This is a genomic window from Azoarcus sp. DN11, assembly GCF_003628555.1.
Lineage (GTDB): Bacteria > Pseudomonadota > Gammaproteobacteria > Burkholderiales > Rhodocyclaceae > Aromatoleum.
Genome location: NZ_CP021731.1, coordinates 4,724,092 through 4,746,082, shown reverse-complemented (window position 1 = coordinate 4,746,082; position 21,991 = coordinate 4,724,092). Strand labels below are relative to the sequence as shown.

Here is a 21,991-nt window from a genome sequence, read left to right as displayed (position 1 = left end):
AGGTGAAGCGCCCGCCATGGCTCAGTCCCAGACCGTCGAGGTGTTGCTGCGGCCAGCGGTGGAGCTGTACACCGTCGCGGTTTGTGCCGGCGCCGCGCTTTTGTGCCTGGTGGCGCCGTGGTCGCTCGCGTTGAGCCCCTTGCTGGGCCTCGGTAGCGCGCTGGCGTTCCTCACCTTCGGCGTGATCCGCCTGCGCGATGCCTGGGCCATCTTGCGCTATCGGCGCAACATCCGCCGCCTGCCGCGCTACGTGATGACCAGCCGCGACGTTCCGGTGAGCCAACAGCGGTTGTTCATCGGCCGGGGTTTTCGGTGGGATCAGCGCCATACGCACCGACTCATGCAAACCTACCGGCCGGAGTTCCGCCGCTACGTGGAGCCGACGGCAATCTATCGGGCGGCGCGGCGAATCGAGGAACGGCTGGAGTTCGCGCCGTTCCCGATCTCGAAGCTGGCGAAGACATTGGCCTGGGACAGCCCGCTCAATCCGACACGGCCCCTGCCGCCTGTTGGCGGACTGCCACGCCTGCACGGCATCGAGCCGCACGAGGTCGACGTCACCTTGCCGCTGGGCGAACGGGTCGGGCATTCGCTGGTGCTGGGCACCACGAGGGTGGGCAAGACTCGCCTGGCCGAGCTGTTCATTACCCAGGACATCCGGCGCAAGGTCAATGGCCAGCACGAGGTCGTGATTGTCTTCGACCCCAAGGGCGACGCCGACCTGCTCAAGCGCATGTACGTGGAGGCCAGGCGTGCCGGACGCGAGGGCGAGTTCTACGTCTTCCATCTGGGCTGGCCGGACATCTCGGCGCGCTACAACGCCGTGGGGCGCTTCGGCCGCATCTCCGAGGTCGCCACCCGTATCGCGGGCCAGCTCTCGGGCGAGGGCAACAGCGCCGCGTTCCGCGAGTTTGCCTGGCGCTTCGTCAACATCATCGCGCGTGCCTTGGTGGAACTGGGGCAGCGCCCCGACTACCTGCTGATCCAGCGTCACGTCATCAACATCGATGCGCTATTCATCGAGTACGCCCAGCACTACTTCGAGAAGAACGAACCGAAGGCCTGGGAGGTCATCGTCCAGCTCGAAGCGCGGTTGAACGACAAGAACATTCCGCGCAACATGATCGGCCGCGAGAAGCGCGTCGTGGCACTGGAGCAGTACCTCTCCCAAGTGCGCATCTACGACCCCGTGCTCGATGGCCTGCGCAGCGCGGTGCGCTATGACCGCACCTACTTCGACAAGATCGTCGCGAGCCTGCTGCCGCTGCTGGAGAAGCTCACCACCGGCAAGATCGCGCAACTGCTCGCCCCGAACTACTCGGATCTCGAAGACCCGCGGCCGATCTTCGACTGGATGCAGATCATCCGCAAGCGCGCGGTGGTTTACGTGGGACTGGATGCGCTGTCCGACGCCGAAGTCGCGGCGGCGGTGGGCAACTCGATGTTCAGCGATCTGGTCTCGGTCGCCGGCCACATCTACAAGTTCGGCATCGACGATGGGCTGCCCGGCGCCGCAGTGAGCGCCAAGATTCCGATCAACGTCCATGCCGACGAATTCAATGAACTCATGGGCGACGAGTTCATTCCGATGGTCAACAAGGGCGGCGGTGCCGGCGTGCAGGTGACGGCTTACACGCAGACCTTGAGCGACATCGAGGCGCGCATCGGCAACCGCGCCAAGGCCGGCCAGGTGGTTGGCAACTTCAACAACCTGTTCATGCTGCGTGTGCGCGAGACCGCCACCGCCGAGCTGCTGACGCGACAACTGCCCAAGGTCGAGGTGTACGCTACGGCACTGATGAGCGGCGCCACCGACAGCTCCGATCCGCACGGCAATACCGCGTTCACGTCCAACACGCAGGACCGAATCAGCAGCAACAGCGTGCCGCTGATCGAGCCAGCGCATGTGGTGGGCCTGCCCAAGGGGCAGTGCTTCGCGCTGATCGAGGGCGGAAACCTCTGGAAAGTCCGCATGCCGCTGCCGGCGCCCGACCCCGACGAGGTAATGCCAAAGGATCTGCAGGAGCTGGCCGGCTACATGCGGCAGCATTACGTCGAGGCCGGCGACTGGTGGGAAAGCCAGGGCATCTCAGGCCCGCAGGACAAGGCGCTGCCAGATGACCTGCTGGACGACTTCAGGCAGATGGCCGCCGCTGAAGAGGCCGAAGCATGAGCGATCCGGCCGTCGCGGCACAGCGCCAGCAGCAACGACAGCAGGGGCTGATCGCCGGCCTGGTCACGCTGCCGTTCCGCTTCTTCGGCGTGCTGTGCGGCGCGCTGCTGCTGTGCATCCTGATCGAGTGCGTCGGCATGCACTTCTTCTGGCCCGATCAGGGCTGGCGCCACGCACAGGGCATGCTGCACTACGAGTTGGATCAGCTCTCCACGCATTTCACGCGCAGCGCGCTGGTGGATGAGCCGGGGCGCACCGCGCACCGGCTGGTCGAGCAGGGCTACGACTGGCTGTTCGTGAAGAGCGGATTGCTCGATTGGATACGCGACGCCTCGGCCCAGGCCAGTGCTCCTAGCCGGAGCAGCGGCCGCGACTTCCGCTACTACCTCAGCCGGGCCTACGTCTGGACCGAGGGCTACTTGATCGCTGCCGCCTTCACCACGCTGACCTTCATCCTCCGGCTGCTGGTCCTTGTGCTGACGCTGCCGCTGCTCTTGCTCGCGGCTTTCGTCGGCCTGGTCGAAGGGCTGGTGCGGCGCGACATCCGCAAGTTCGGTGCTGGGCGGGAATCCGGCTTTGTCTATCACCGAGCGAAGGCTGCGCTGATGCCGCTGGCCGTGCTGCCGTGGGTGGTCTACCTCGCTCTGCCGGTGAGCGTGAATCCGCTGCCGATCTTGCTGCCCAGCGCTGCGCTGCTCAGCGTGGCCGTGTGCATCGCGGCGGCAACGTTCAAGAAGTACCTATAGATCATATATAGTACTCATGCCTTGTATCGGCGGAGGGCATCCTTGGGCTAATATCACCCAGATTCAAGACTAGCTTCCGCTCAGGTGGGTACTTCATGAAGATTCATTTCCGTACGAAAAAAGTACAGAAAATGGGAAGGATTGCCCTCACCGAAGCGTTGCTGCGCAATGCCGGCATCCAGGAGGGCGATTCAGTGGATTTGTACTTCGACGCCACTACCAAGGCCATCATTATCGAGCGCACGCCATCAGACGAAGCGGCTGAGGCTTCCCTCAGCGCAAAGCGCACCAAGAACAGGACCAAAACACCATGACCACCGCCGATCGCTACGCCCTGCGCGGGTTCCCTCCGCGCACGCTGACAGACCGATCAGCGGAACAAAAAAAACCGGTCCGTTGGGCTTCACTGAAAAGCAGTTCGTACAATGACGCGTGGCTAAAGCCCCTGGGTAAAATTTAACGCGCACGGGGGTAATTTTGGATGCGCGCCGACACGTGTGCCGTGGCGCATGTAGTCGTGCGTTGAGGCTGTAGAAAAACCCACTCCCGCCGCGCGGTACATGATGCCTCTGGGATAATTGCTCATCCTCTCCCGGAGCTGACCGATGCCCCGCTTCAAGACACCCGACTACGGGCTGAAGATGATCCCGGTGGACTTCGACCGGCAAGTCATTCCGGGCAGCTTCGAGCACGCGCTGTGTCATCTGGTGGATCACGAGCTCGATCTGGCGGGGCTGGCGGCACGCTACCGCAACGACGCCGCCGGCGCCCCGGCCTTCTCCCCCGCGGTGCTTCTCAAGATCGTTCTGCTCGGCTACTCGCGCGGGTTGGTGAGCTCGCGCGCGATCGCCGCGGCCTGCCGCCACAACGTGCTCTTCATGGCGGTGTCGGGAGACAGCGCCCCGCATTTCACGACCATCGCCGCCTTCATCGCCGAGCTGGGCGACGAGGTCGCCAGGGTCTTCACCCAAGTACTGATGATCTGCGATCGCCAAGGGCTCATCGGGCGGGAGCTCTTCGCCATCGACGGGGTGAAGTTCCCCGCGAATGCGAGCAAGACGTAGAGCGGCACCCGCACGGACTTCGAACGCGAGGCGGGCAAAATGGAAGCAGCCGTCAAGCGCGCTGAGAAACAACAAGCGCCTGCACCGGTTCACGCTGCGCGGGCGCTCCCGCGTCGACGGGCAATGGAAGCTTTACTGTCTGGTGCACAACATCGAGAAACTGGCGCACCACGGGTATGCGCAATGAGGGAATCAGATGAGGCCCCCGTCAGCGGATTCCATCAGGGCCAGCAGGCTTACAGCTTGCACAGACAGGCCGGATATAAGACTGCATCCTTACCTTGACTGCCAGGCGCAAGAATCACTTGTCACTCTGGGAGGCGTCCATATAAGAGGTTCCCTAGCAGCCTGTCGGACTATCGCCCGGTAAAATGCCGTGTCACCCTTGGAGCCTGACTGCGTGAGCCGCTTCCGCCCGATCGACCGCCAAACGGACTACCTGCTGCCGCCGTCGGTGCAGGACTGGCTACCCGAATCGCACCTGGCGCGCTACGTGGTCGATGTGGTCGACGGGCTGGACCTGTCGGAACTGGAGCGAGCCTACGCCGGCCGTGGAAGCGACGCCTACCATCCGGCGCTGCTGCTGTCGCTGCTGATCTACGGCTACGCGACGGGGACGCACTCGAGCCGCAAGATCGAGCGGGCCACCTACGATTCGCTGGCCTTCCGCTTCATCGCCTGCGACCAGCACCCGGACCATGACACCTTGGCGAGCTTCCGGCGCCGCTTCGGCGAGCAGTTCGCCGATATCTTCGTGCAGGTACTGCAAGTGGCGCGTGAGAATCGGCTCTCGCGCTTTGGCACGGTGAGTCTGGACGGCTCCAAGATCCACGCCCACGCCAGTCGGCACAGCGCGCTCTCCTACGGACACGCCGAAAAGATCGAAGCCCAGCTCAAGGCCGAAGTGCAGGAAATGCTCAAGCTGGCCGAAGCGGCCGATCAAAGCAGCGTGCCCGAAGGCGTGGATCTGCCGGCGGAAATTGCGCGTCGCGAAGCGCGGCTGGCCGCCATCGCCGCCGCCAAGGCCAAGATCGAGGCGCGCGCCGCCGAACGCTTCGCGCACGAGCAGGCCGAGTACGAGGCCAAGATGGCCAAACGCCAAGCCAAGCAGGCGGCCACGGGCAAGAAGCCCGGTGGCAAGCCCCCCAAGCCGCCCCAGGCGGGTCCGGGCGCCGAGGACCAGATCAATCTCACCGACGAGGACTCGCGCATCATGAAAGTGGCCGGCGGCGGCTTCGAGCAGTGCTACAACGCCCAGGCGGTGGTCGATACCGAATCGATGCTGGTGATGGTCCCCCACGTCACCCAGGCGGGCAACGACAAGGAGCAGGTCGAACCGATGCTGACGCGCATCGGCGCCTTGCCCGAAGGGCTCAATCGGCCCGAACAACTGCTGGCCGACACCGGTTTCTTCAGCGAACGCAACGTCCAGTGCTGCCAGGACGCCGGGGTCGAACCGCTGATCGCCGTGGGGCGTGATGAGCACCATCCCGATTGGCGCAGCCGCTTCGACGAACCCGCGCCGCTCGAGCGCTCAGCCAGCCACGTCGAACAGATGAAGCACGCCCTCAAGACCCGCGCGGGCCGCGCGGCCTACGCGCTCAGGAAACAGACGGTAGAGCCGGTGTTCGGCATCATCAAGTCAGTGATGGGCTTCCGCCAGTTTCTGCTGCGGGGCTTGGACAACGTGTGCAACGAATGGACCCTGGTGTGCCTGGCGTGGAACTTCAAGCGCATGGCCGTATTGCGTCCGCAGTGAGAAAAAAGGACAGGGGCATTGTGATTTCGAACAAAAACCGCCGATTGGAGCCTGAAATGCCCATCGTCTCTCACAATGTGAAATCAATCCCTCGGCCGCGGTGCCCGCGAGCTTGAAGTCCGACAGGCTGCTAGGAACAACTCTCTATTCGTTAGGTGTCCGCACCAATTGTTGGCGCGATATCCGAGGCCTACATTCCGACCGTCGGGGGATGGTTTCGCGTTGCAAGAGTAGGGGCCGCGTTAGGCGCGCCGACGACACCCGAACGGAGGAGACAAACTTATGAATATCGAGGCGAAGCCATGGTACCCCACGATTCTCGAGGTATCGCTTTGCATGATGCTTGCGGGATGCGGTGTATCGGCAGGTACGTCGAACATCAGCGCCGCCAGCTCTGCCGTAATCAAGCGGTCCGATGCCTTTCAGGCGGTTGCGGACAACGGGAAGACGACCATCGTGGTCGGCGCCAACGGCGTTGTGCTGACGTCCAATGATCGTGGCGTGAGTTGGACGCGACAACAACTGGATTCGAGTAGCTCGTTCATTGGTGTGACAGCCTGTCCGGACGGGAGCTTTGCTGCGCTGGATTTCTTTCATCGCGTGTGGGCCGCCGACGCGGCCGGTGGTGAATGGCTGGCTCGCGCGATCGACGAACCCGTCAACCCGCTCGCGATCACCTGCGACGCGACGAACCGCCTTTGGGTCGTCGGCAGCGGGAGCACGATTGCATCGAGTGTCGACCAGGGCGCGAACTGGAATATGACCGTTGTCGGCGACGACGCAATGCTCGCCAGCGTTCAGTTCCTCGACGAGCGCGAAGGTTTCGTTACCGGTGAATTCGGTGCGGTTTACCGCACCGTCGATGGCGGCGCGACATGGGAGGCACTGCCGAAGATCAGTGACGAGTTCTATCCGTATGCGGCTGTGTTCGTTGACCGTCAGCGAGGTTGGGTGGCGGGGCTCGCCGGGGTGGTCATGCAGACCACCGACGGCGGACAGAGCTGGATCAAGCAGGTCAATGAGGCGGGTGCGCCGATATACGGTTTGTCGCTGGACGGTGGTGGCGCGCCGGTGGGCGTAGGGATCAACGGTCTCGTGTTCCGGCTGAGCGGCGATCAGTGGAAGGTCGCCGATGCGCGCAGGACGACGTATTTGCGCGCCGCGATGCAGCTCGGCGAAGGGCGGGTTCTTCTCGCGGGTGGGGCAGGGGGCGTGGAGGTGACGACGCTCGTCGGCGACCACAAGGCTACGGCGAACAACTGAGCGAGGTTACGTGATGCGTCATCGTATTACCCATGCAGTCCATGAATTGGAGACTATCGTCTTCAGGTTTCCGCGTGCGATCCTCGCAGCAATCTTCCTGGTGACGGTCTTTTTTGCGCTCAAGGTTCCCGGACTGCAGATCTACTCGGCGTTCGAAGACCTGCTGCCGCAAAGCCACCCCTACATCAAGCTGCACAACGAGATTCGCGGCAGCTTCGGCGGTGCGAGCCAGATCGTCGTCGCGCTCGAGGTCGAGGACGGGGACATCTTCACCAATGAGACGTTGTCGCGCCTGCATCGGCTCACACAGGCGGTCGACAACCTGCCAGGCGTCAATCACAACCAGGTGTCGAGCCTCGCGCATCGCACGGTGCGCAAGATCTGGTTGACCGAGAGCGGTGAGATGATCTCGCGGCTCTACTACGATCCGGCGCAGCCGAAACTGACCGGCGAGGAACTCGCGACGCTCAGGACGGACGTCATGGCCAATCCGCGCGTCTATGGCCTGATGGTATCGCCGGATCTCAAGTCCGCGCTGATCAAGGCGCAGTTGAACGAGGCCGACAATATCGACTACGGCAAGACTTTTGCCGAGCTTCAGGCGGTGCGGGCGAGCGAGGCCGCGGACGGGGTGAGGATCTATGCAACCGGCAGTCCGGTGCTGATCGGCTGGGTTTACACGTACCTGTCTCAGATCATTCAGATCTTCCTGTACACGCTTGCGCTGATGGTGGCGCTGCTGGTGATCTATTTCCGGCGTCTGTACGGTGTGATGTTGCCGCTGCTGGGGGTGACATTGTCGTCGATCTGGGGCCTCGGTTTCGTCTCGCTGATGGGCTGGAATCTCGATCCGCTGAACTTGGTGATTCCGTTCCTCATTGCCGCTCGCGCGATGTCGCACAGCATCCAACTGGTCGAACGCTACTACTTTGAGCTTGGCCGGACGGGCGATTCGCGGCGAGCTGCGCGCGATGCGTTCGACGATCTGTTCAGGCCGGGATCGCTGGCGATCATCGTCGATACTGTCGGCATACTCGTGCTGACGCTCGGTGCCGCGCCGATCAACACGAAGATGGGTTATTACGCGGGCTTCTGGGGCTTCTCGGTGATATTCACGGTGCTCCTCGTCGTGCCGCTGCTGCTGCACGTGCTGCCGCCGCCGCGCGTCGCAGAAGCGCGTGAGAGCGTCCTGCGCAAAGTGATTGTCGGACTCTTCGGTGTGGTCGGCTCGCGTGGCGGATCGATAGCGGTGCTCGTCAGCGCAGCGGTGCTTGTTGCGATCGGATCGTGGCTGAGCCTCGGTGTGCAGATTGGCGAGGCCGAGCCGGGAAGCCCGCTGCTCTACCCCGAGCACGATTACAACGCGTCGTCGCGTGCGATCAATGAGCGCTTTCCGGGTTCGGAAGAGCTCTACGTCGTGGCGCGCACGGCCGAAAAGGGGGGGCTGAAGAATCCCGAGGTGCTGCGCGCGATCGAATCGTTCCAGAACACGATGCTGCACGATCCGAACGTCGGTGGTACGAAGGCGCTGCCGGGGCTGATCCGCTCTGTCAATGGCCTCATCCACAACACCGATCCGCGCTGGAACCAGATTCCGTCCGACGCGAACGAGATCGGGGGCCTGATGTTTACTTTCATGGCAGCAAGCCCGATCCCGGGCGCGTTGAACGAGTACACCAATTCCGACGAGAACCTCGCCAACGTGGTGTTTTACTACAAGGATCTCCAGGGGCAGACGATCGAGCGTGCGATAGCGCTGGCCGAGGCGGCCATCAGCGCGCCGGGGAATGCCGCCCCAGGACTGAGCATCGAGCTCGCCGGGGGGGCGATCGGGGTCAACGCGGCGATCAACGACGCAGTCAGGCACGATAACTTCCTCATTGTGCCGCTGGTGCTGACGCTCTCGTTCGCCTTCGTCTGGGCCTTCTACGCATCGCTGCACGCGGGATGGCTGATGGTGTTGCCGATGACCTTCGCCACGGTGCTGACCTATGCGTACATGAGCGTGATGCATATCGGCATGAACGTGAATACCGTACCGGTTATCGCGGTTGGTATTGGCGTCGGCATCGATTACGCAATCTACATCATGAACCGGATCCGCGAGGAAATGGCGGCTCTGCAGGATCTCGCGCAGGCGGTGATGAAGGCGATCGCGACGACCGGTTTCGCGGTCTCCTTCACGGCAATGACGCTGATTGCCGGCGTCGTCATGTGGATCGTGCTGTCGGATCTGCGCTTCCAATCCGACGCCGCTCTTCTGCTGTGCCTGATGCTGGTTTTCAACGTGGCGGCCGCTACGTTGCTCGTGCCGGCGTGGGTCATGATCTTCAAGCCGCGCTTCATCACGGCAGTCTATCTCGACGAGGACCAGGTTCTCCAGGTCCGCGAGCGGGGGTGGAAAGCGGACTGCACATTGATCGCACAACCGGCGTAACGGCGCCCGATCCGGTGCAAGACTCGAACCCAACTCGAATCCGGTCTTTCAGGGGAGGACAAGCGGTATGAAGACAGCAAGGGATATTTCGCGCCCGAAATTGAGCGTTCTCGCCGCCGCACTGTCGCTGACAGTGGGTGGGGCGGTGCAGGCAGCGGATGAAAATCTTCCGGATCTGGCTAGCAGCACAACGCCATGGGTCGCCGACGTGTATTACGAAAACCACACCGCGCGGCGGAGTCGGGCGGGGCTCGCGAAGTTCCGCAACACCCTGCAGGTCGAAGCCGACAGGCAGATGGGAGACGGCTGGGCTTTTCGCGGCATCCTGCGCGGTAGCTGGGATGGCGTGTATCAGTTGAACAAGGATGAGTACGGGCGCAACGCAGGTGGCGCGATCACGCTCGAGAACACAGCGGCACCGTTGTTGCCGCCTGTGCCGACGACCGCCGGCACGCCTCTCAACCTGACGCAGGTGCCGCACGGCGGCGGGATCAACAACCCGATCGGCACAGCGATCGGCTTGCCGCCGACTAACGCTTTGGGCTTCGATCTGGCGGCGAATCCGAACGATGGCATGCGCGTGCTGGGCGACCGTTGGCACAGGCCCGAGCGGGGCGCGGTCTTCGGCGTCCCAGTCCGGCCGTGCGACCGCGATTCGCGAGGCTGCCGCGACTTCGGCGGCTACGGGGATCTGAATCTGCGGGAACTCGAGACGCCGGAGTTCAACGATCGGCTCGATTTCCTGCGCGAATTTTATGCGAAGAAGACATTTCCGCTCGCCGATGGCACTGAGCTTTTCCTGAAGCTCGGTCGGCAGCAGGTGGTGTGGGGGCGCACCGATCTGTTCCGCGTGCTCGATGTCATCAATCCGGTCGACTACTCGCGCAACAATATTTACGATGAGTTGCAGGATATCCGCATCCCGATGTGGATCGCGCAGGCCGAGTACCGTATGGGCGCGAGCGAGTCGATGCAGGACCGCAACGTGCAGGTAGTGTGGAATTTCGACAAATTCCGGCCGAACAACCTCGGACAGTGCGGCACTCCGAACGTGATGCTCGACGCGGCTTGTTTCTTCCGCGGCTTCGCGAACCTGTGGGACAACGGGGGAACCGTTGCGAACTTCAGTCCCGTTCCGGCGGGGACTGCCGGCGCCTGGGCTGCGACGGATTTCGGGCCGCATCAGATCGGCGTCCGCAAAGTGCATCTGCCCGCGTGGTCGCTCTCGAACACGCAACTGGGCGTCAAGTACGAGGGGATCACGCAGGGCGGCCTCGCGTTTTCCCTGAATGCGCTGACCTACCGTTCGCAACTTCCAAGCCTGCATGCGTTCAGCGCTGGCGCCGTGAACCCCTTCACCGGCGGGACGGGCAATACGACCCCTCCGGCGGCCGGTGTTCCGGTGAGCCACCTGATCGCGTTCGACATCCATTACCCGCGGGTGAACCTCGTTGGCGGTTCGCTGGATTTCCAGATTCCCGATGCGAATGCAGCCATTCGTATGGAAGGCGCGCTGACGCATGGCGAGGAGTTCGTGAACACCGCGCGGCGCGAGTTGTACTCGAAGAACAGGGTGCTGCGCACCGTTATCGGAGTCGACCGGCCGACCTTCATTCCGTTCATCAGCACGACGCGGGCAACGCAGATTTCTGCGCAGTTGTTCTGGCAGCACATAATCGATCACGAACGACATGATGGCCCGCTTGGTACGGTGGGCATCGTCGATTGGGAAGACAACTTCATCGGCACGCTGCTGATCAAGGGATTCCTCGCCGGGGATCGGGTCAGCCCGCAGGTGATGGTGGCACGCGACTTCCGTGCCAAGGCACTCACCGTCGCGCCTCAGATCGAGTGGAGCGTCACCGACGACTTCAAGGTCACCCTCGGTGCCAACTTTAAATATACGAACGGGAGTAGCCACTACAAGTTCGACGACGCCCGTTCGTTCAACCCCTATCCGCCCTTCACGACCTATACGGCCGCGGGCCAGCCGTTTGTCCCGGGATCGGCGGGCTTGCCTGGTTTCGAGCCGACCGCACGCTTCCGCGCCGGACCGATCGGAACAGCGGTTGCGGAAGACGATATCTACGTGATGGTTCGCTACAAGTTCTGACGCACCATTTAAGAGGAGACAGTGGAAATGACCAGACATATTGCAGGGCATGGGGTGATCGTAGTGGCGCTGGCCTGTGCGGCGGGAACGCCGCACGCGGCGACCGAAGCGGATATCGAGAAATCCTTCTTCCCGTACATGCATGCCCTGCCGACGGCTCCCGGTGTTGCGCCCGGAACGGTGATCAACCAGGGGAACGTCGCGAATTTCGAGGGGGTCCTCGACCCGGGAATGCAGCGGTACATTCGGGAAGGGGCGGTCGAGATCACTGTCGGAGCAACGACCTCGTTCGACACCAATAAGAGCTATGTCGACGCGACCAAGGTGAACGCCGGCAAGGTGAAGCTCGGTGCAAAACCGGGTGAGCTGGTCGGCTATGTCGCAGGGCGTCCTTTCCCTGAAGAACCCGATGCAAAGGACCCGCGGGCCGGCGAGAAGCTTGCGTGGAACAACCGCTATGGCATGAACGCGTACGACGGCCTGGCGATCTCGCCGTTTTACTGGAAGTACATTAACATGGACAGCGGCAAGGTCGAGCGCAATATCCTGTTCGGTTTTCATTTCTTAAAGTATACGCATCGAGTAAGCCAGGCTCCGGTGCCGGAAATTACGCCGAACCCGTCGAAACTGTATCGCGCGACCTACGTGAAAGTATATGAACCGCAGGATGTCAAGAACACACAGCTGCTGATCCAGCGCTACGAGGACGACACGAAGCTGGACGACGCTTATCTCTATCTCGGTTTCCAGCGCCGCGTGCGCCGGTTGTCGACCGGACAGACTACGGACGCCTTTCTCGGCTCAGACATCATGATCGAGGACTTCGAGGGCTATAACGGCCGTATTTCGGACATGAACTGGAAGTACCAGGGCACGGCGAACATACTGATGCCTTTTTACAACCATAACGACATGAAGCTGTCCGATGAATACAAAGAGCCGGACGGCTACAAGTACGTCGCCTTCGGCGGAAAGGGCGGGTGCTTCCCCAGCGTCACGTGGCAGTTGCGCAAGGTGCACATCCTCGAATCGTCTCCGATCGACACCAATCATCCGGTGAGCAGACGGGTGCTTTACATGGACGCGCAAACCTCGGTAATTAGCATGTCGCTTGTGCATGACCGCAAGGGTGATTTGTGGAAGACGTATGTTGTCGGATGGACGCATCCCGACTTCCACCTGGCCAAGAACAAGGGCAGCGGCATAACTCCGTTCGATGCGTTCACCATGATCGATATCCAGGCGAAGCACTGCACGACCGGACAGCTCAAGGCGCAACTGGACGCTCAGATGGTCCCGGTCAGCCTGTTTAACGTCCAGAACATGCGTGGCGGAAACTGAGTAGAAGATTTTTCTCGGGGTTCCTCTCCTCCCGTGGGAACTTTGCGCGCCTTTCGGCGCGTTTTTTTTACAGCCGAAATTGGCAGGGTATCCGCGCCTGTGCGGCCAGATTGTCGACACCGCCGCTCGACGTGAATTTCCGCCTTGGCGCGTGCGGGTGGGGGGTACCCTTAACAGTTAGGTGTCCGCACCAATTGTTGCGCCGCAACCAGGCGCGTTTAATTGGATCTACGTTGAAAATGAAACAAATGCTGCGGAGGCGTCATGTCAGATCAAAAGCCGAACAAGAAACCGGAGAAGAAGCCGGATATCACATTCTTTCATCCGGACCTGCTCGAGGTGCCCGCGGACGGCGGCGCGCCGTATCTCAAGGGGTATCGCTGCAAGGGGTGCGGCCAGCTGGATTTCCCCAAGCTGAGTCCGTGCCCGAGTTGCTGGGGCGAGGAGTTCGATGTCGTGCCGCTAAGCCGACGCGGGAAGCTCTACAGCTTCAGCGACAATTTCATTGGTCAGGCGGGAATGAAAACGCCATATTCGTTCGGCTACATCGATCTGCCCGAGAACCTGCGGATTTTCGCGCAGCTGGAAGGCGAGCCCGGCAGCTTCCGCTGCGACGAGGAGGTCGAACTGACCGTGGGGCCCGTTCGCGACAACCGCGACGGCGTTCCGCTGATCAGCTACAAGTTCCGCAAGGCATAAATCTCGGTGGGTGAAAGAAAATGAAACTGCAGCGCAAGGTCTATATCGCCGGGGTCGGCGAAACGAAATTCGGGCGGCACGAGGTCGATTTCGATGTGCTGGGCCGTGCCGCGGCATTCGAGGCGCTGAAGGCGTCGAATATCGACCGTCCGACGGTGGTGCAGAGCGCCTACGTCGGCAATGGCACCAACGGAATGGTGATCGGTCAAACCGTGCTCAAGGATCTGGGCATGTGCGGACATCTTCCAATCATGACAGTCGAAAGCGCATGCTCCGCAGGGGGTATGGCAGTGCATCTGGCGGTGCGGGACGTGGCGATGGGGCTTGCCGACGTCGCGATCGGCATCGGCTGCGAGAATCACACGCTGCACATGGCGCAAGGCACTGCCTTTGCAACGGCCATGTCGGATATCGAAACGGTGCACGGCGCGGTCATGACCGGCAAGTACGCGATGCGCGCGCAGCGTTACATGTACGAGACCGGGGCCACGGCCGAGGATCTGGCGATGATCACCGTGAAGAACCGCCGCCACGCGACCAACAATCCGTATGCGTGGTTCAAGGGTGAGATTTCGGTCGAGGAGGTCGTCAATTCGCGCGTCGTCGCGTCTCCGCTGACGCTGCAGCAATGCTGTGGCATCGCCGATGGCGCCGGGGCGGTCGTCGTGTGCTCGGAAGAGATGGTGAAGAAGTTGGGCATCGACAAGCCGATTCTGGTGGCGGGCTCGGTCGTGCGGTCGGGGCCTTACCACAACCGGCCGCGCGACATAACGGGCGACGACATCACCGAGGAAACCGCAGCGCAGCTCTATGAAGAGTCGGGCATCGGTCCTGAGGATGTGAATATCGTCGAACTGCACGACGCTTTCACGATTGCCGAGCTGCTGTACTACGAATGCCTCGGCCTGTGTCCGAAGGGCGAAGGGCTGAAGTTCCTGCGCGACGGCAACACGACGCACGGGGGCAAGTGTGTCGTCAGTCCGCGTGGCGGCATGCTCTCGTATGGTCACCCGATCGGCGCTTCGGGGGCCGCCCAGATCGCCGCGAGCGTCAAGCAGATGCGCAACCAGTGTCCCGGCTATCAGGTCGATCCGGTGCCGCGTGTGGCGATGACGCACGTTACGGGTGGCGGGCTGTCTGGCACGGAACACGCGGCTTGCACGATGCACATGCTGGTGCGCGGCTGGTAACTGGGAGACGGCGATGGAATCGAAAGGCAAAGAAAGGGTGGCTCTGATCGTCAATGCCGACGATGCGGTGGGCGAGGCGGTTGCGCTGCGGCTCGCCGCGCCGGGTGTGCAACTCGCGCTCGTGGGCGCGGACGCCGGCCGGCTCGACGCTCTCGCATCGCGGCTGGCCGAGAAGGGGGTGGCGGTGATCGCGGTGGTGACGGGCGCAGTCGAGCCCGGTTCGATCCGCGATGCGGTCGCGCAGGTGATGGCGCGCTACGGGCGGATCGACATCTTGGTGCAGAACGAAAGCGTACTGACCGCCAAGGCGCTGCAGGACATTTCCGATGCGGACGTCGGCGCGGCGCTCGGCGCCGGCATCGCGGGCCCGTTCCACTACCTGCGCGAAGTCGTTCCGCTGATGCGCAAGTGTGGCTTCGGGCGCGTGGTCAATATCAGCGATATTCGTTATCTCGGCCTCGCGGCGAGCGCCAACGTCGCCGCTGCGCGTGCGGGTCTGTTCGGGCTCACACGGGCGCTCGCGCTCGAATCGGCGCGAGACGGCGTTACGGTGAGCACGGTCGTCATGGGCGATCTCGACACCGACGCGACGCCTGTGGCGGAGCGGGAAAAGCTCGCCGCCGGCATTCCCGTGAAGCGCTTGGGCAGGCCCTCTGACGTTGCCAACGCAGTCGGCTTTCTTGCGAGCGATAGTTCGAAGTACGTGACCGGGCAGACGCTTTTCGTCTGTGGCGGAAAGAGCGCGTACTTTTCGATGTCGATTTGATCACGGGGGCGGCAATGGGAATTCGCAACAGGGTCGCGCTGATCACAGGGTCGGCGAGCGGCATGGGTAGGCAGACGGCATTGCGCTTCGCCGAGCAGGGTGCGGCCGTCGTTATCAACGACATCAACGCGGAGAAGGTGCACGCGACGGTCGATGAGTTCAGCCGAAAGGGACATCGCGCGCTCGGCGCCGTCGCCGACATTAGCGACAAGGCGGCGGTCGACGCGATGGTGCAGCAGACGGTGAATGCCTTCGGCCGCATCGACATCCTCGTGAATAACGCGGGCATGGAGCGGGCCGGCGCGCTGCGCAAGCTTAGCGAGGCGGACTGGGATGTCACGCTCAATGTCAATCTGAAGGGCACCTTCCTGTGCTCGCAGGCGGTGCACGGCCACATGGTCGAGAACAAGCACGGGCGCATCGTCAACATCGCCTCCCGCGCATGGCTCGGCGGCGCGGGGCAGACTCCGTATTCGTCGGCGAAGGCCGGCGTCGTCGGCATGACGCGTACGCTTGCGATCGAGCTCGGCCGCGCCGGGATCACCGTCAATTGCGTTGCTCCGGGGCTGATCCACACGCCGATGTGGGAGGAACTGCCGGAGAAGGATCGGCAGTTCCTGTTGTCGCGGCAGCCGACCGGAAAGCTGGGCGATCCCGACGACATCGCCAACACGCTGCTCTTCCTCGCCGACGACGAGACGGGTTTCGTCACCGGCCAGGTGCTCTACGTGTGCGGCGGACGAAGCCTGTTCGCAGGCTGACGGCGGGTGCGCGCGACCCTCGACGGGCAGGAGAAATGTGAGATGGGACAGGACTTTTCGCGATTCAGGGTGCTGGACTTGACCGGCGAACTCGGGCCGTACGCGGCCAAGATGTTCGCCGGGCTGGGTGCTGACGTGATCCACGTGGAGTCGCCCGCGGGCGATCCGATGCGCCGCGTCGGCCCCTATTTCCGCAATGAACCCGGTGTGCAGGCGAGTCTACCGTACCTCTATTACAACGCGGGCAAGCGCGGCCTCGCGGTGGACCTCGAGAATGAGGAGGGGCGTGCGGTGTTCCGCCGGCTATGCGGCAGCGCCGACCTGCTCGTTGAGAGCTGCCGCTCGGGTTATCTGGACGGGCTCGGCCTGTCCTACGATGTGCTGAGTCGCGACAACGCCAGTCTGGTGCAGACCTCGGTCACTCCGTTCGGGCGCACCGGGCCGCTGGCGGCTTATCCCGGTTCGGATCTGACGTGTTCTGCGCTGAGCGGCTTTCTCTATCTCGCGGGCGTAGATGGCGACAAGCCGGTGCGCGCGCCGGACAACCAGGCGTACCGGATGGCCGAGGCGTATGCGGCCGTCGGTAGTGCGATCGCGCTGTTCAGCGCGCAGCGTACCGGGCGGGGCCAGGTGGTCGACGTGGCCTGCATCGAGGCCGAGGCGACGGCGCTCGAGAATGCGGCGCAGTTCTGGGACCTCGAGGGCAAAATCCGGCGCGGACGCGGGCGCGAGGCGGGCTGCGGGACACTGCATCCGTGCGTCGACGGCTACATCATGCTGGTCGCCATCATGGGGCGCAACAAGGGCATGTGGACGCCCTTCGTGCGCTGGCTCGAGGCCGAAGGGGTCGAGGAATGGAAGCTTCTCGACGACGACAAGTGGATCGATTTCGCGTACCGGTGCTCGACCGAGGGCTACGCGACCTTCTGCCGCGTCTTCGAGCGCTATACCAGAACCCGCAGCAAGGCCTACCTGTATGAAATGGGGCAGCGCTTCAGCGTCTCGGTGACGCCAGTCAGTAACGGCCGGGATCTGCTCGCGAACCCCCAGCTCTTGCACCGGAAATTCTGGAAGACTCAGTTCAACGAAACGCTCGGTGCGGACATTACCTACCCGGGCGCGCCGTACGAGTTCGGCGAGTTGCAATGGCAACTCGGACGCAATGCCCCGCGCATCGGTGAGCACACGCGGGAAATACTAACCGAATGCGGCTATTCGGGACTCGAGATCGATGAACTCGTGCGAACGGGGGCGGTATATGTTGAACAGCGTTGAGGGTGCCCTGGAGGGCATTGTCGTGTGCGATTTTTCGTGGGTCGGCGCTGGGCCGATCGCCACGAGCGTGCTGGCGCAATGCGGCGCGGACGTTATCAAAATCGAAAGCGTCAAGCGTCCCGACATACTGCGCCGTGGCGAGCCGTTCAAGGACGGCATCGGCACCGGCCTCGACCGCAGCGGCTACTTCGCCGCGCGCAACGCGAACAAGCGGGACATCGCGCTCGACATGAACAACCCGCTTGCGCGCGAGGTGGCGGTCCGGCTGATCGCGAAGAGCGACATCGTCATCAATAACTTCCGCGTCGGCCAGATGGAGAAATGGAAGCTCGGCTGGGAGGACGTGCAGAAGATCAATCCGCGCGCGATCTACGTGACGATGAGCATGCAGGGCACCGATGGCCCGCACAGCCGCTACATGGGCTACGGCGTGAACCTCAACGCGCTGTGCGGGCTGACGGCGCGTGCCGGCTTCCCCGGCGAGTTGCCCTTCGGCACCGGCACGAACTATACGGATCACGTGATGGTACCGAAACATACCTTGTTTGGGATCATGGGGGCGCTGCTTGAGCGGGAGGTCAGCGGGCGCGGCCAGACCGTCAGCCTGTCGCAGCTCGAATCGGCGATCTGCATGACGCCGAGCGCGCCAATGGCCTTCGCCGCCAACGGCGAGGCGCTCGGGCCGCTCGGCTACGGCGATCCGGAAGCAGTCCCGCACGGTATCTATACGACCCTGGGCTACCGCAAATGGATCGCGATCGCGGTCTTCGACGATCTTCAGTGGGCGGCGCTGCGGCGCGTGATGGGCAATCCGCCGTGGGCCGAGGAGGAGCGTTTCGCGACTGCCGCAATGCGACGCCGGTATGAGGTCGAGCTGAACGAGCGCATCGAATGCTGGACTGCGCAGCAGTACGGCGATTGGTTGATGGAGGCGCTGCTGAAGGTGGGGATCCCGGCAGGCGAGGTGCGGGATGCCCGCGAGGCGATCGAGGATGAGCATATGCGACGCCGCGGCTTCTGGGCTTATCTCGATCACCCCGAGGTCGGCGTCACGCTCTACAACCGCGCACCGATCGTGTTCTCGCGTACCCCGCTGGAAATGAAGACCGCTGCGCCGGCGATCGGGCAGCACACCCGCGATGTGCTCGGCGAGATGCTCGGCTATTCGCAGGACGAAATCGAGAATCTGGTCAGTCAGGAGGTGTTGGTGTGACTGTTGACGACCAGTGATGCGGGCGACCGTCGAGGCAGTCGCGTGACGGACGCGGATCGAGCCAGGAGGAGGACGAATCATGTACAAGCAACAACTGCGACAAGCCAGCGTCGGCAATTCCGCGCCAGCCGGTATCTCGCATCACGAGTGCCCCGAGTGCGGCATGACGGTGGCCATGGGCGAATACCACCCCTATGCGGCCTGCCTCATGGTCGGCGGCTGTCACGACTCGGCGATGATCCGCGAGGCGCTGATGGCTGTTTTCGAGGACGGCGTCAAGGCCGCTGCCGAGAAATGCCGCAACAACGGCAGCACGTCGATCGCGGACATGTTCGAGTCTTTGATGCGCTCCGACGCCGAATGAAGAAGCAGTTCGACGGATCGGCCCCGATAACTACAGGACAAGAGACGAAAAAATGGATTTTTCCTTATCCGAAGAACAGATGATGCTCAAGGAGGTGGCCCGGCGGTTCACCGCCAACGAGCTGATGCCGCTGGAAAAGGTCTTGCTGGAGCGGGAGATGCGGATGTGGACCGACGGGTACACGCTGCTGCCGGCCGCCGATCATGCTCGGCTGATGAACATGACCAGGGAGATGGGCTTCTGGGGCATCGAGGTCGACGAGAAACTTGGTGGACAGGGGCTCGGCATGTTCGCCAAGACCCTCGTTGTCGAGGAAATGTCGAAGTCGTTGATCGGTTTCTCGCATCACGGCTTCACGCTGCCGCCCGATGCCCCTAACCTCTATTACCTCGACGAGTGCGGCACGCCGGCGCAGCGTGAGAAATACCTGCGACGCTACTGCCGCGGGGAGATCGAATCCGCAATGATGGCGACCGAACCGGGCGCGGGCTCCGACATCAGCGGCCTCACAACCACGGCGGTGCGCGTTGACGGGCAGTGGGTCATCAACGGGTCGAAGATCTTCATCAGCAAGTGCGACAAGGACGATCTGTTCTTCATCTGCATCGCGGTGACTGACAGGGAGGCGGCGACCAAGCGGCGCTTGACTGCCTTCATCCTCGACAAGGATACGCCGGGACTGCGCATCGGCGCCGAGATTCCGGTGATCGGCGCGATGCCGACCTGGACCGTCTATCTCGATAACGTGCGGGTCGGCGACGACGCAGTGTTGGGCGAGGTCGGCGATGCCTTCATTCCGCTGCAGAACCGCTTCGGCGTGCGGCGGATCGAACTCGCGGCGCACTGCACCGGCATGGCCGAGCGGCTGATCCAGATGATGATCGAGCAGGCGAACCTGCGGAAGACCTTCGGCGAGCCGCTCGCCGAGCGTCAGACGGTGCAAAACTGGATCGCCGATTCGACCGTCGAACTCGAGCAGGTCCGGCTGCAGCTCTACTACACCGCCTGGAAGTCGGATCAGGGCCACAAGGATCTGCGCATCGAGGCGTCGTCCCTGAAGATCGCCGCGACCGAAATGCTCACGCGTGTCGCCGACCGCGCGATCCAGTTGCACGGTGGCCTCGGATTGTCGCGCGAGCTGGGCATCGAATACGTCTCGCGGATGGTGCGGATCTGGCGGATCGTCGAGGGCGCATCTGAAATTCATCGCATGTCGATCGCTAAGAAGTTGCTCGCGGACGGCCGCACCTACAGTCCGTTCATGGCCGCCTGAGGCGGGCCGGAGTAAAGGAAGAGAGGAGAACAGCAATGCCGGTAACGCTGGAAGTAAAGAATCACGTCGCCTACGTCACCCTGAACCGTCCGGAAGCGATGAACTCGCTCGACCCGGAATCGACCTGCGATCTCGCCGAAATCTGGGCGCGCGTGCGTACCGACCCCGACATCCGCGTGGCCGTGTTGTCCGGTGCTGGCGAAAAGGCGTTCTGCACAGGCACGGACATGAAGAAGGCACCGCCGCCCACCGAGTGCATGGCAGCGACCTATCTGCGCGAGGGCCAGCCGATCCTGCCGCACATGAAGATGTGGAAGCCGATCATCGCCGCGATCAACGGCTACGCGGTGGGTGGCGGGCTCGAGATGGCGCTTGCGTGCGACATGCGGATCGCCTCGTCGAATGCCAAGTTCGGGCTGACCGAAGTGAAGGTCGCGAGCCTCGCCGGCCTCAACGGCACGCAGGCGCTGCCGCGCGCGATCCCGCAGGCGGTGGCGATGAAGATGCTGCTGACGGGCGAGATGATCTCTGCGGAGGAGGCGCTGCGCTACGGGCTTGTCAGCGACGTGGTCGAGCCGTCGGCGCTCGCGGACCTGGCGCGAACGTACGCGGAGAAGATCGCCAGCGCGGCGCCGCTGAGCGTGCAGGCGACCAAGCAAGCCGCGGTGCTGGGCCTGGATATGCCGCTCGAGCATGGGATCCTGTACTCGCACCTGCTGTGGGGCGTGCTGCGCGATACCGAGGACCGCAAGGAAGGTTTCAAGGCCTTCGGCGAACGGCGCGCGCCCGAATTCCGCGGCGCCTGACAGGCATCACCTGAATGGCGGAGCGGCCGGGCGAGGGCCGCTTCGCGTGCAGGAGACACACCATGCGTCTGACCAGCAGTTTCGGCGACAACCGGCGCCTGCCGGACCGCAACGCCTTCGCGGTGGTGGACGCCGAACGCCGTTTCCGCTTCGGCGCCAACCGCAGCCCGGCCTTCACGTGGAACGAGCCGCCGGCCGGCACGCGTTCCTTCGTGCTGCTGTGCCACGATCCGGATGTGCCGAGCCGTTTCGAGCAGATCAACCGCGACGATATCGTGATTCCCGAGTCGATGCCGCGCGTCGACTTCTTCCACTGGGTGCTCGTCGATCTGCCTGCCGCGTACCGCGGCGTCGCCGAGGGGAAATTCTCCGACGGCGTCATGCCGCGTGGAAAGCCGGGGCCCGCGGCGCGGCACGGCGCACGGCACGGGCTCAACGACTTCACGCGCGGCTTTGCCGGCGACGAGCACATGGCGGGGCTGTACTTCGGCTACGACGGTCCGTGCCCGCCGTGGAACGACGAGCGCGTGCACCGCTACGTCTTCACGCTCTACGCGGTCGATTTCGATCGTTGTCCGCTGGAGGGGCGGTTCACCGGGCCGGACGTGCTGCGGACGATCGAAGGGCATGTCCTCGGCCAGGCGTCCCTGACCGCACGCTACAGTCTTAATCCGCGGCGCAGCGCCGGCTGAGCCAGGGAGTGCCCTTGGCCGCGCGAGGCGCAGTATGCGGAACCGCGGAATCAATC

The 21,991-nt window shown here is 63.1% G+C and carries 20 protein-coding genes; all 20 read left to right on the top strand.

Annotation, left to right across the window (positions count from 1 at the left end; translation table 11 throughout):
* Positions 1–16 precede the first annotated feature (16 nt).
* The 20 genes from traD to CDA09_RS21985 all read left to right on the top strand — a co-directional run bounded on the left by traD (position 17) and on the right by CDA09_RS21985 (position 21,935).
* Complete coding sequence (traD, locus tag CDA09_RS22080; protein WP_050417958.1) at positions 17–2,173, top strand: type IV conjugative transfer system coupling protein TraD; 2,157 nt, start codon at positions 17–19, stop codon at positions 2,171–2,173.
* Positions 2,170–2,919 (top strand): TIGR03747 family integrating conjugative element membrane protein, encoded by a 750-nt coding sequence (locus CDA09_RS22075; protein WP_050417957.1) that lies wholly within the window; start codon positions 2,170–2,172, stop codon positions 2,917–2,919. The genes traD and CDA09_RS22075 overlap by 4 nt, the downstream gene beginning before the upstream one ends.
* 95 nt (positions 2,920–3,014) lie before the next feature.
* Positions 3,015–3,233, top strand: coding sequence for a hypothetical protein (locus CDA09_RS22070; RefSeq protein ID WP_050417956.1), 219 nt, complete (start codon positions 3,015–3,017; stop codon positions 3,231–3,233).
* Positions 3,234–3,524: 291 nt separating this feature from the next.
* Complete coding sequence (locus CDA09_RS22065) at positions 3,525–3,983, top strand: transposase (RefSeq protein ID WP_198149586.1); 459 nt, start codon at positions 3,525–3,527, stop codon at positions 3,981–3,983.
* Positions 3,967–4,170, top strand: coding sequence for a transposase (locus tag CDA09_RS23795; RefSeq protein ID WP_198149585.1), 204 nt, complete (start codon positions 3,967–3,969; stop codon positions 4,168–4,170). Before CDA09_RS22065 ends, CDA09_RS23795 begins: the two co-directional genes overlap by 17 nt.
* Positions 4,171–4,383: 213 nt before the next feature.
* The gene (locus CDA09_RS22055) at positions 4,384–5,742 is read left to right on the top strand and encodes an IS1182 family transposase (RefSeq protein WP_050417858.1); all 1,359 of its coding nucleotides are present in this window, start codon (positions 4,384–4,386) and stop codon (positions 5,740–5,742) included.
* A 282-nt stretch (positions 5,743–6,024) separates the two neighbouring features.
* Positions 6,025–7,005 carry a WD40/YVTN/BNR-like repeat-containing protein gene (locus CDA09_RS22050; RefSeq protein WP_050417955.1) on the top strand — a complete coding sequence of 327 codons (981 nt, stop codon included), beginning with the start codon at positions 6,025–6,027 and terminating at the stop codon, positions 7,003–7,005.
* Between the two features lie 13 nt (positions 7,006–7,018).
* A complete protein-coding gene (locus CDA09_RS22045) occupies positions 7,019–9,442 on the top strand; it encodes an efflux RND transporter permease subunit (protein WP_121430511.1) in 2,424 nt (807 codons plus the stop codon).
* Between the two features lie 67 nt (positions 9,443–9,509).
* Positions 9,510–11,555 carry a DUF1302 family protein gene (locus CDA09_RS22040; protein ID WP_050417953.1) on the top strand — a complete coding sequence of 682 codons (2,046 nt, stop codon included), beginning with the start codon at positions 9,510–9,512 and terminating at the stop codon, positions 11,553–11,555.
* 27 nt (positions 11,556–11,582) lie between these two features.
* Positions 11,583–12,896 carry a DUF1329 domain-containing protein gene (locus tag CDA09_RS22035; RefSeq protein ID WP_121430510.1) on the top strand — a complete coding sequence of 438 codons (1,314 nt, stop codon included), beginning with the start codon at positions 11,583–11,585 and terminating at the stop codon, positions 12,894–12,896.
* Between the two features lie 264 nt (positions 12,897–13,160).
* The gene (bbsA, locus tag CDA09_RS22030; protein WP_050417951.1) at positions 13,161–13,595 is read left to right on the top strand and encodes a benzoylsuccinyl-CoA thiolase subunit BbsA; all 435 of its coding nucleotides are present in this window, start codon (positions 13,161–13,163) and stop codon (positions 13,593–13,595) included.
* A 20-nt stretch (positions 13,596–13,615) separates the two neighbouring features.
* Positions 13,616–14,785, top strand: coding sequence for a benzoylsuccinyl-CoA thiolase subunit BbsB (gene bbsB / locus CDA09_RS22025; protein WP_121430509.1), 1,170 nt, complete (start codon positions 13,616–13,618; stop codon positions 14,783–14,785).
* Between the two features lie 13 nt (positions 14,786–14,798).
* On the top strand, positions 14,799–15,551 hold the full coding sequence (locus CDA09_RS22020) for an SDR family NAD(P)-dependent oxidoreductase (protein WP_050417949.1): 753 nt from the start codon (positions 14,799–14,801) through the stop codon (positions 15,549–15,551).
* 62 nt (positions 15,552–15,613) lie between these two features.
* Positions 15,614–16,312 (top strand): SDR family NAD(P)-dependent oxidoreductase, encoded by a 699-nt coding sequence (locus tag CDA09_RS22015; protein ID WP_232299296.1) that lies wholly within the window; start codon positions 15,614–15,616, stop codon positions 16,310–16,312.
* 42 nt (positions 16,313–16,354) lie between these two features.
* On the top strand, positions 16,355–17,587 hold the full coding sequence (locus CDA09_RS22010; protein ID WP_121430508.1) for a CaiB/BaiF CoA transferase family protein: 1,233 nt from the start codon (positions 16,355–16,357) through the stop codon (positions 17,585–17,587).
* Positions 17,571–18,800: a CaiB/BaiF CoA transferase family protein gene (locus CDA09_RS22005; RefSeq protein ID WP_121430507.1), complete on the top strand. Its 1,230-nt coding sequence runs from the start codon at positions 17,571–17,573 to the stop codon at positions 18,798–18,800. The genes CDA09_RS22010 and CDA09_RS22005 overlap by 17 nt, the downstream gene beginning before the upstream one ends.
* 79 nt (positions 18,801–18,879) lie before the next feature.
* Positions 18,880–19,164, top strand: a complete 285-nt coding sequence (locus tag CDA09_RS22000) for a hypothetical protein (RefSeq protein WP_232299295.1) — start codon at positions 18,880–18,882, stop codon at positions 19,162–19,164.
* A gap of 52 nt (positions 19,165–19,216) precedes the next feature.
* Complete coding sequence (locus CDA09_RS21995) at positions 19,217–20,437, top strand: acyl-CoA dehydrogenase family protein (protein ID WP_050417946.1); 1,221 nt, start codon at positions 19,217–19,219, stop codon at positions 20,435–20,437.
* A 35-nt stretch (positions 20,438–20,472) separates the two neighbouring features.
* Positions 20,473–21,243, top strand: a complete 771-nt coding sequence (locus CDA09_RS21990) for an enoyl-CoA hydratase/isomerase family protein (protein ID WP_050417945.1) — start codon at positions 20,473–20,475, stop codon at positions 21,241–21,243.
* A gap of 62 nt (positions 21,244–21,305) precedes the next feature.
* Positions 21,306–21,935 carry a YbhB/YbcL family Raf kinase inhibitor-like protein gene (locus CDA09_RS21985; RefSeq protein WP_050417944.1) on the top strand — a complete coding sequence of 210 codons (630 nt, stop codon included), beginning with the start codon at positions 21,306–21,308 and terminating at the stop codon, positions 21,933–21,935.
* The last annotated feature ends 56 nt before the right edge of the window (positions 21,936–21,991 follow it).

Excerpts from the sequence above, each read along its gene's own strand:
- traD (WP_050417958.1), top strand. The coding sequence starts at position 17 with ATGGCTCAGTCCCAGACCGTCGAGGTGTTGCTGCGGCCAGCGGTGGAG.
- CDA09_RS22075 (WP_050417957.1), top strand. The coding sequence starts at position 2,170 with ATGAGCGATCCGGCCGTCGCGGCACAGCGCCAGCAGCAACGACAGCAG.
- CDA09_RS22070 (WP_050417956.1), top strand. The coding sequence starts at position 3,015 with ATGAAGATTCATTTCCGTACGAAAAAAGTACAGAAAATGGGAAGGATT.
- CDA09_RS22065 (WP_198149586.1), top strand. The coding sequence starts at position 3,525 with ATGCCCCGCTTCAAGACACCCGACTACGGGCTGAAGATGATCCCGGTG.
- CDA09_RS23795 (WP_198149585.1), top strand. The coding sequence starts at position 3,967 with ATGCGAGCAAGACGTAGAGCGGCACCCGCACGGACTTCGAACGCGAGG.
- CDA09_RS22050 (WP_050417955.1), top strand. The coding sequence starts at position 6,025 with ATGAATATCGAGGCGAAGCCATGGTACCCCACGATTCTCGAGGTATCG.
- CDA09_RS22045 (WP_121430511.1), top strand. The coding sequence starts at position 7,019 with ATGCGTCATCGTATTACCCATGCAGTCCATGAATTGGAGACTATCGTC.
- CDA09_RS22040 (WP_050417953.1), top strand. The coding sequence starts at position 9,510 with ATGAAGACAGCAAGGGATATTTCGCGCCCGAAATTGAGCGTTCTCGCC.
- CDA09_RS22035 (WP_121430510.1), top strand. The coding sequence starts at position 11,583 with ATGACCAGACATATTGCAGGGCATGGGGTGATCGTAGTGGCGCTGGCC.
- bbsA (WP_050417951.1), top strand. The coding sequence starts at position 13,161 with ATGTCAGATCAAAAGCCGAACAAGAAACCGGAGAAGAAGCCGGATATC.
- bbsB (WP_121430509.1), top strand. The coding sequence starts at position 13,616 with ATGAAACTGCAGCGCAAGGTCTATATCGCCGGGGTCGGCGAAACGAAA.
- CDA09_RS22020 (WP_050417949.1), top strand. The coding sequence starts at position 14,799 with ATGGAATCGAAAGGCAAAGAAAGGGTGGCTCTGATCGTCAATGCCGAC.
- CDA09_RS22015 (WP_232299296.1), top strand. The coding sequence starts at position 15,614 with ATGGGTAGGCAGACGGCATTGCGCTTCGCCGAGCAGGGTGCGGCCGTC.
- CDA09_RS22010 (WP_121430508.1), top strand. The coding sequence starts at position 16,355 with ATGGGACAGGACTTTTCGCGATTCAGGGTGCTGGACTTGACCGGCGAA.
- CDA09_RS22005 (WP_121430507.1), top strand. The coding sequence starts at position 17,571 with ATGTTGAACAGCGTTGAGGGTGCCCTGGAGGGCATTGTCGTGTGCGAT.
- CDA09_RS22000 (WP_232299295.1), top strand. The coding sequence starts at position 18,880 with ATGTACAAGCAACAACTGCGACAAGCCAGCGTCGGCAATTCCGCGCCA.
- CDA09_RS21995 (WP_050417946.1), top strand. The coding sequence starts at position 19,217 with ATGGATTTTTCCTTATCCGAAGAACAGATGATGCTCAAGGAGGTGGCC.
- CDA09_RS21990 (WP_050417945.1), top strand. The coding sequence starts at position 20,473 with ATGCCGGTAACGCTGGAAGTAAAGAATCACGTCGCCTACGTCACCCTG.
- CDA09_RS21985 (WP_050417944.1), top strand. The coding sequence starts at position 21,306 with ATGCGTCTGACCAGCAGTTTCGGCGACAACCGGCGCCTGCCGGACCGC.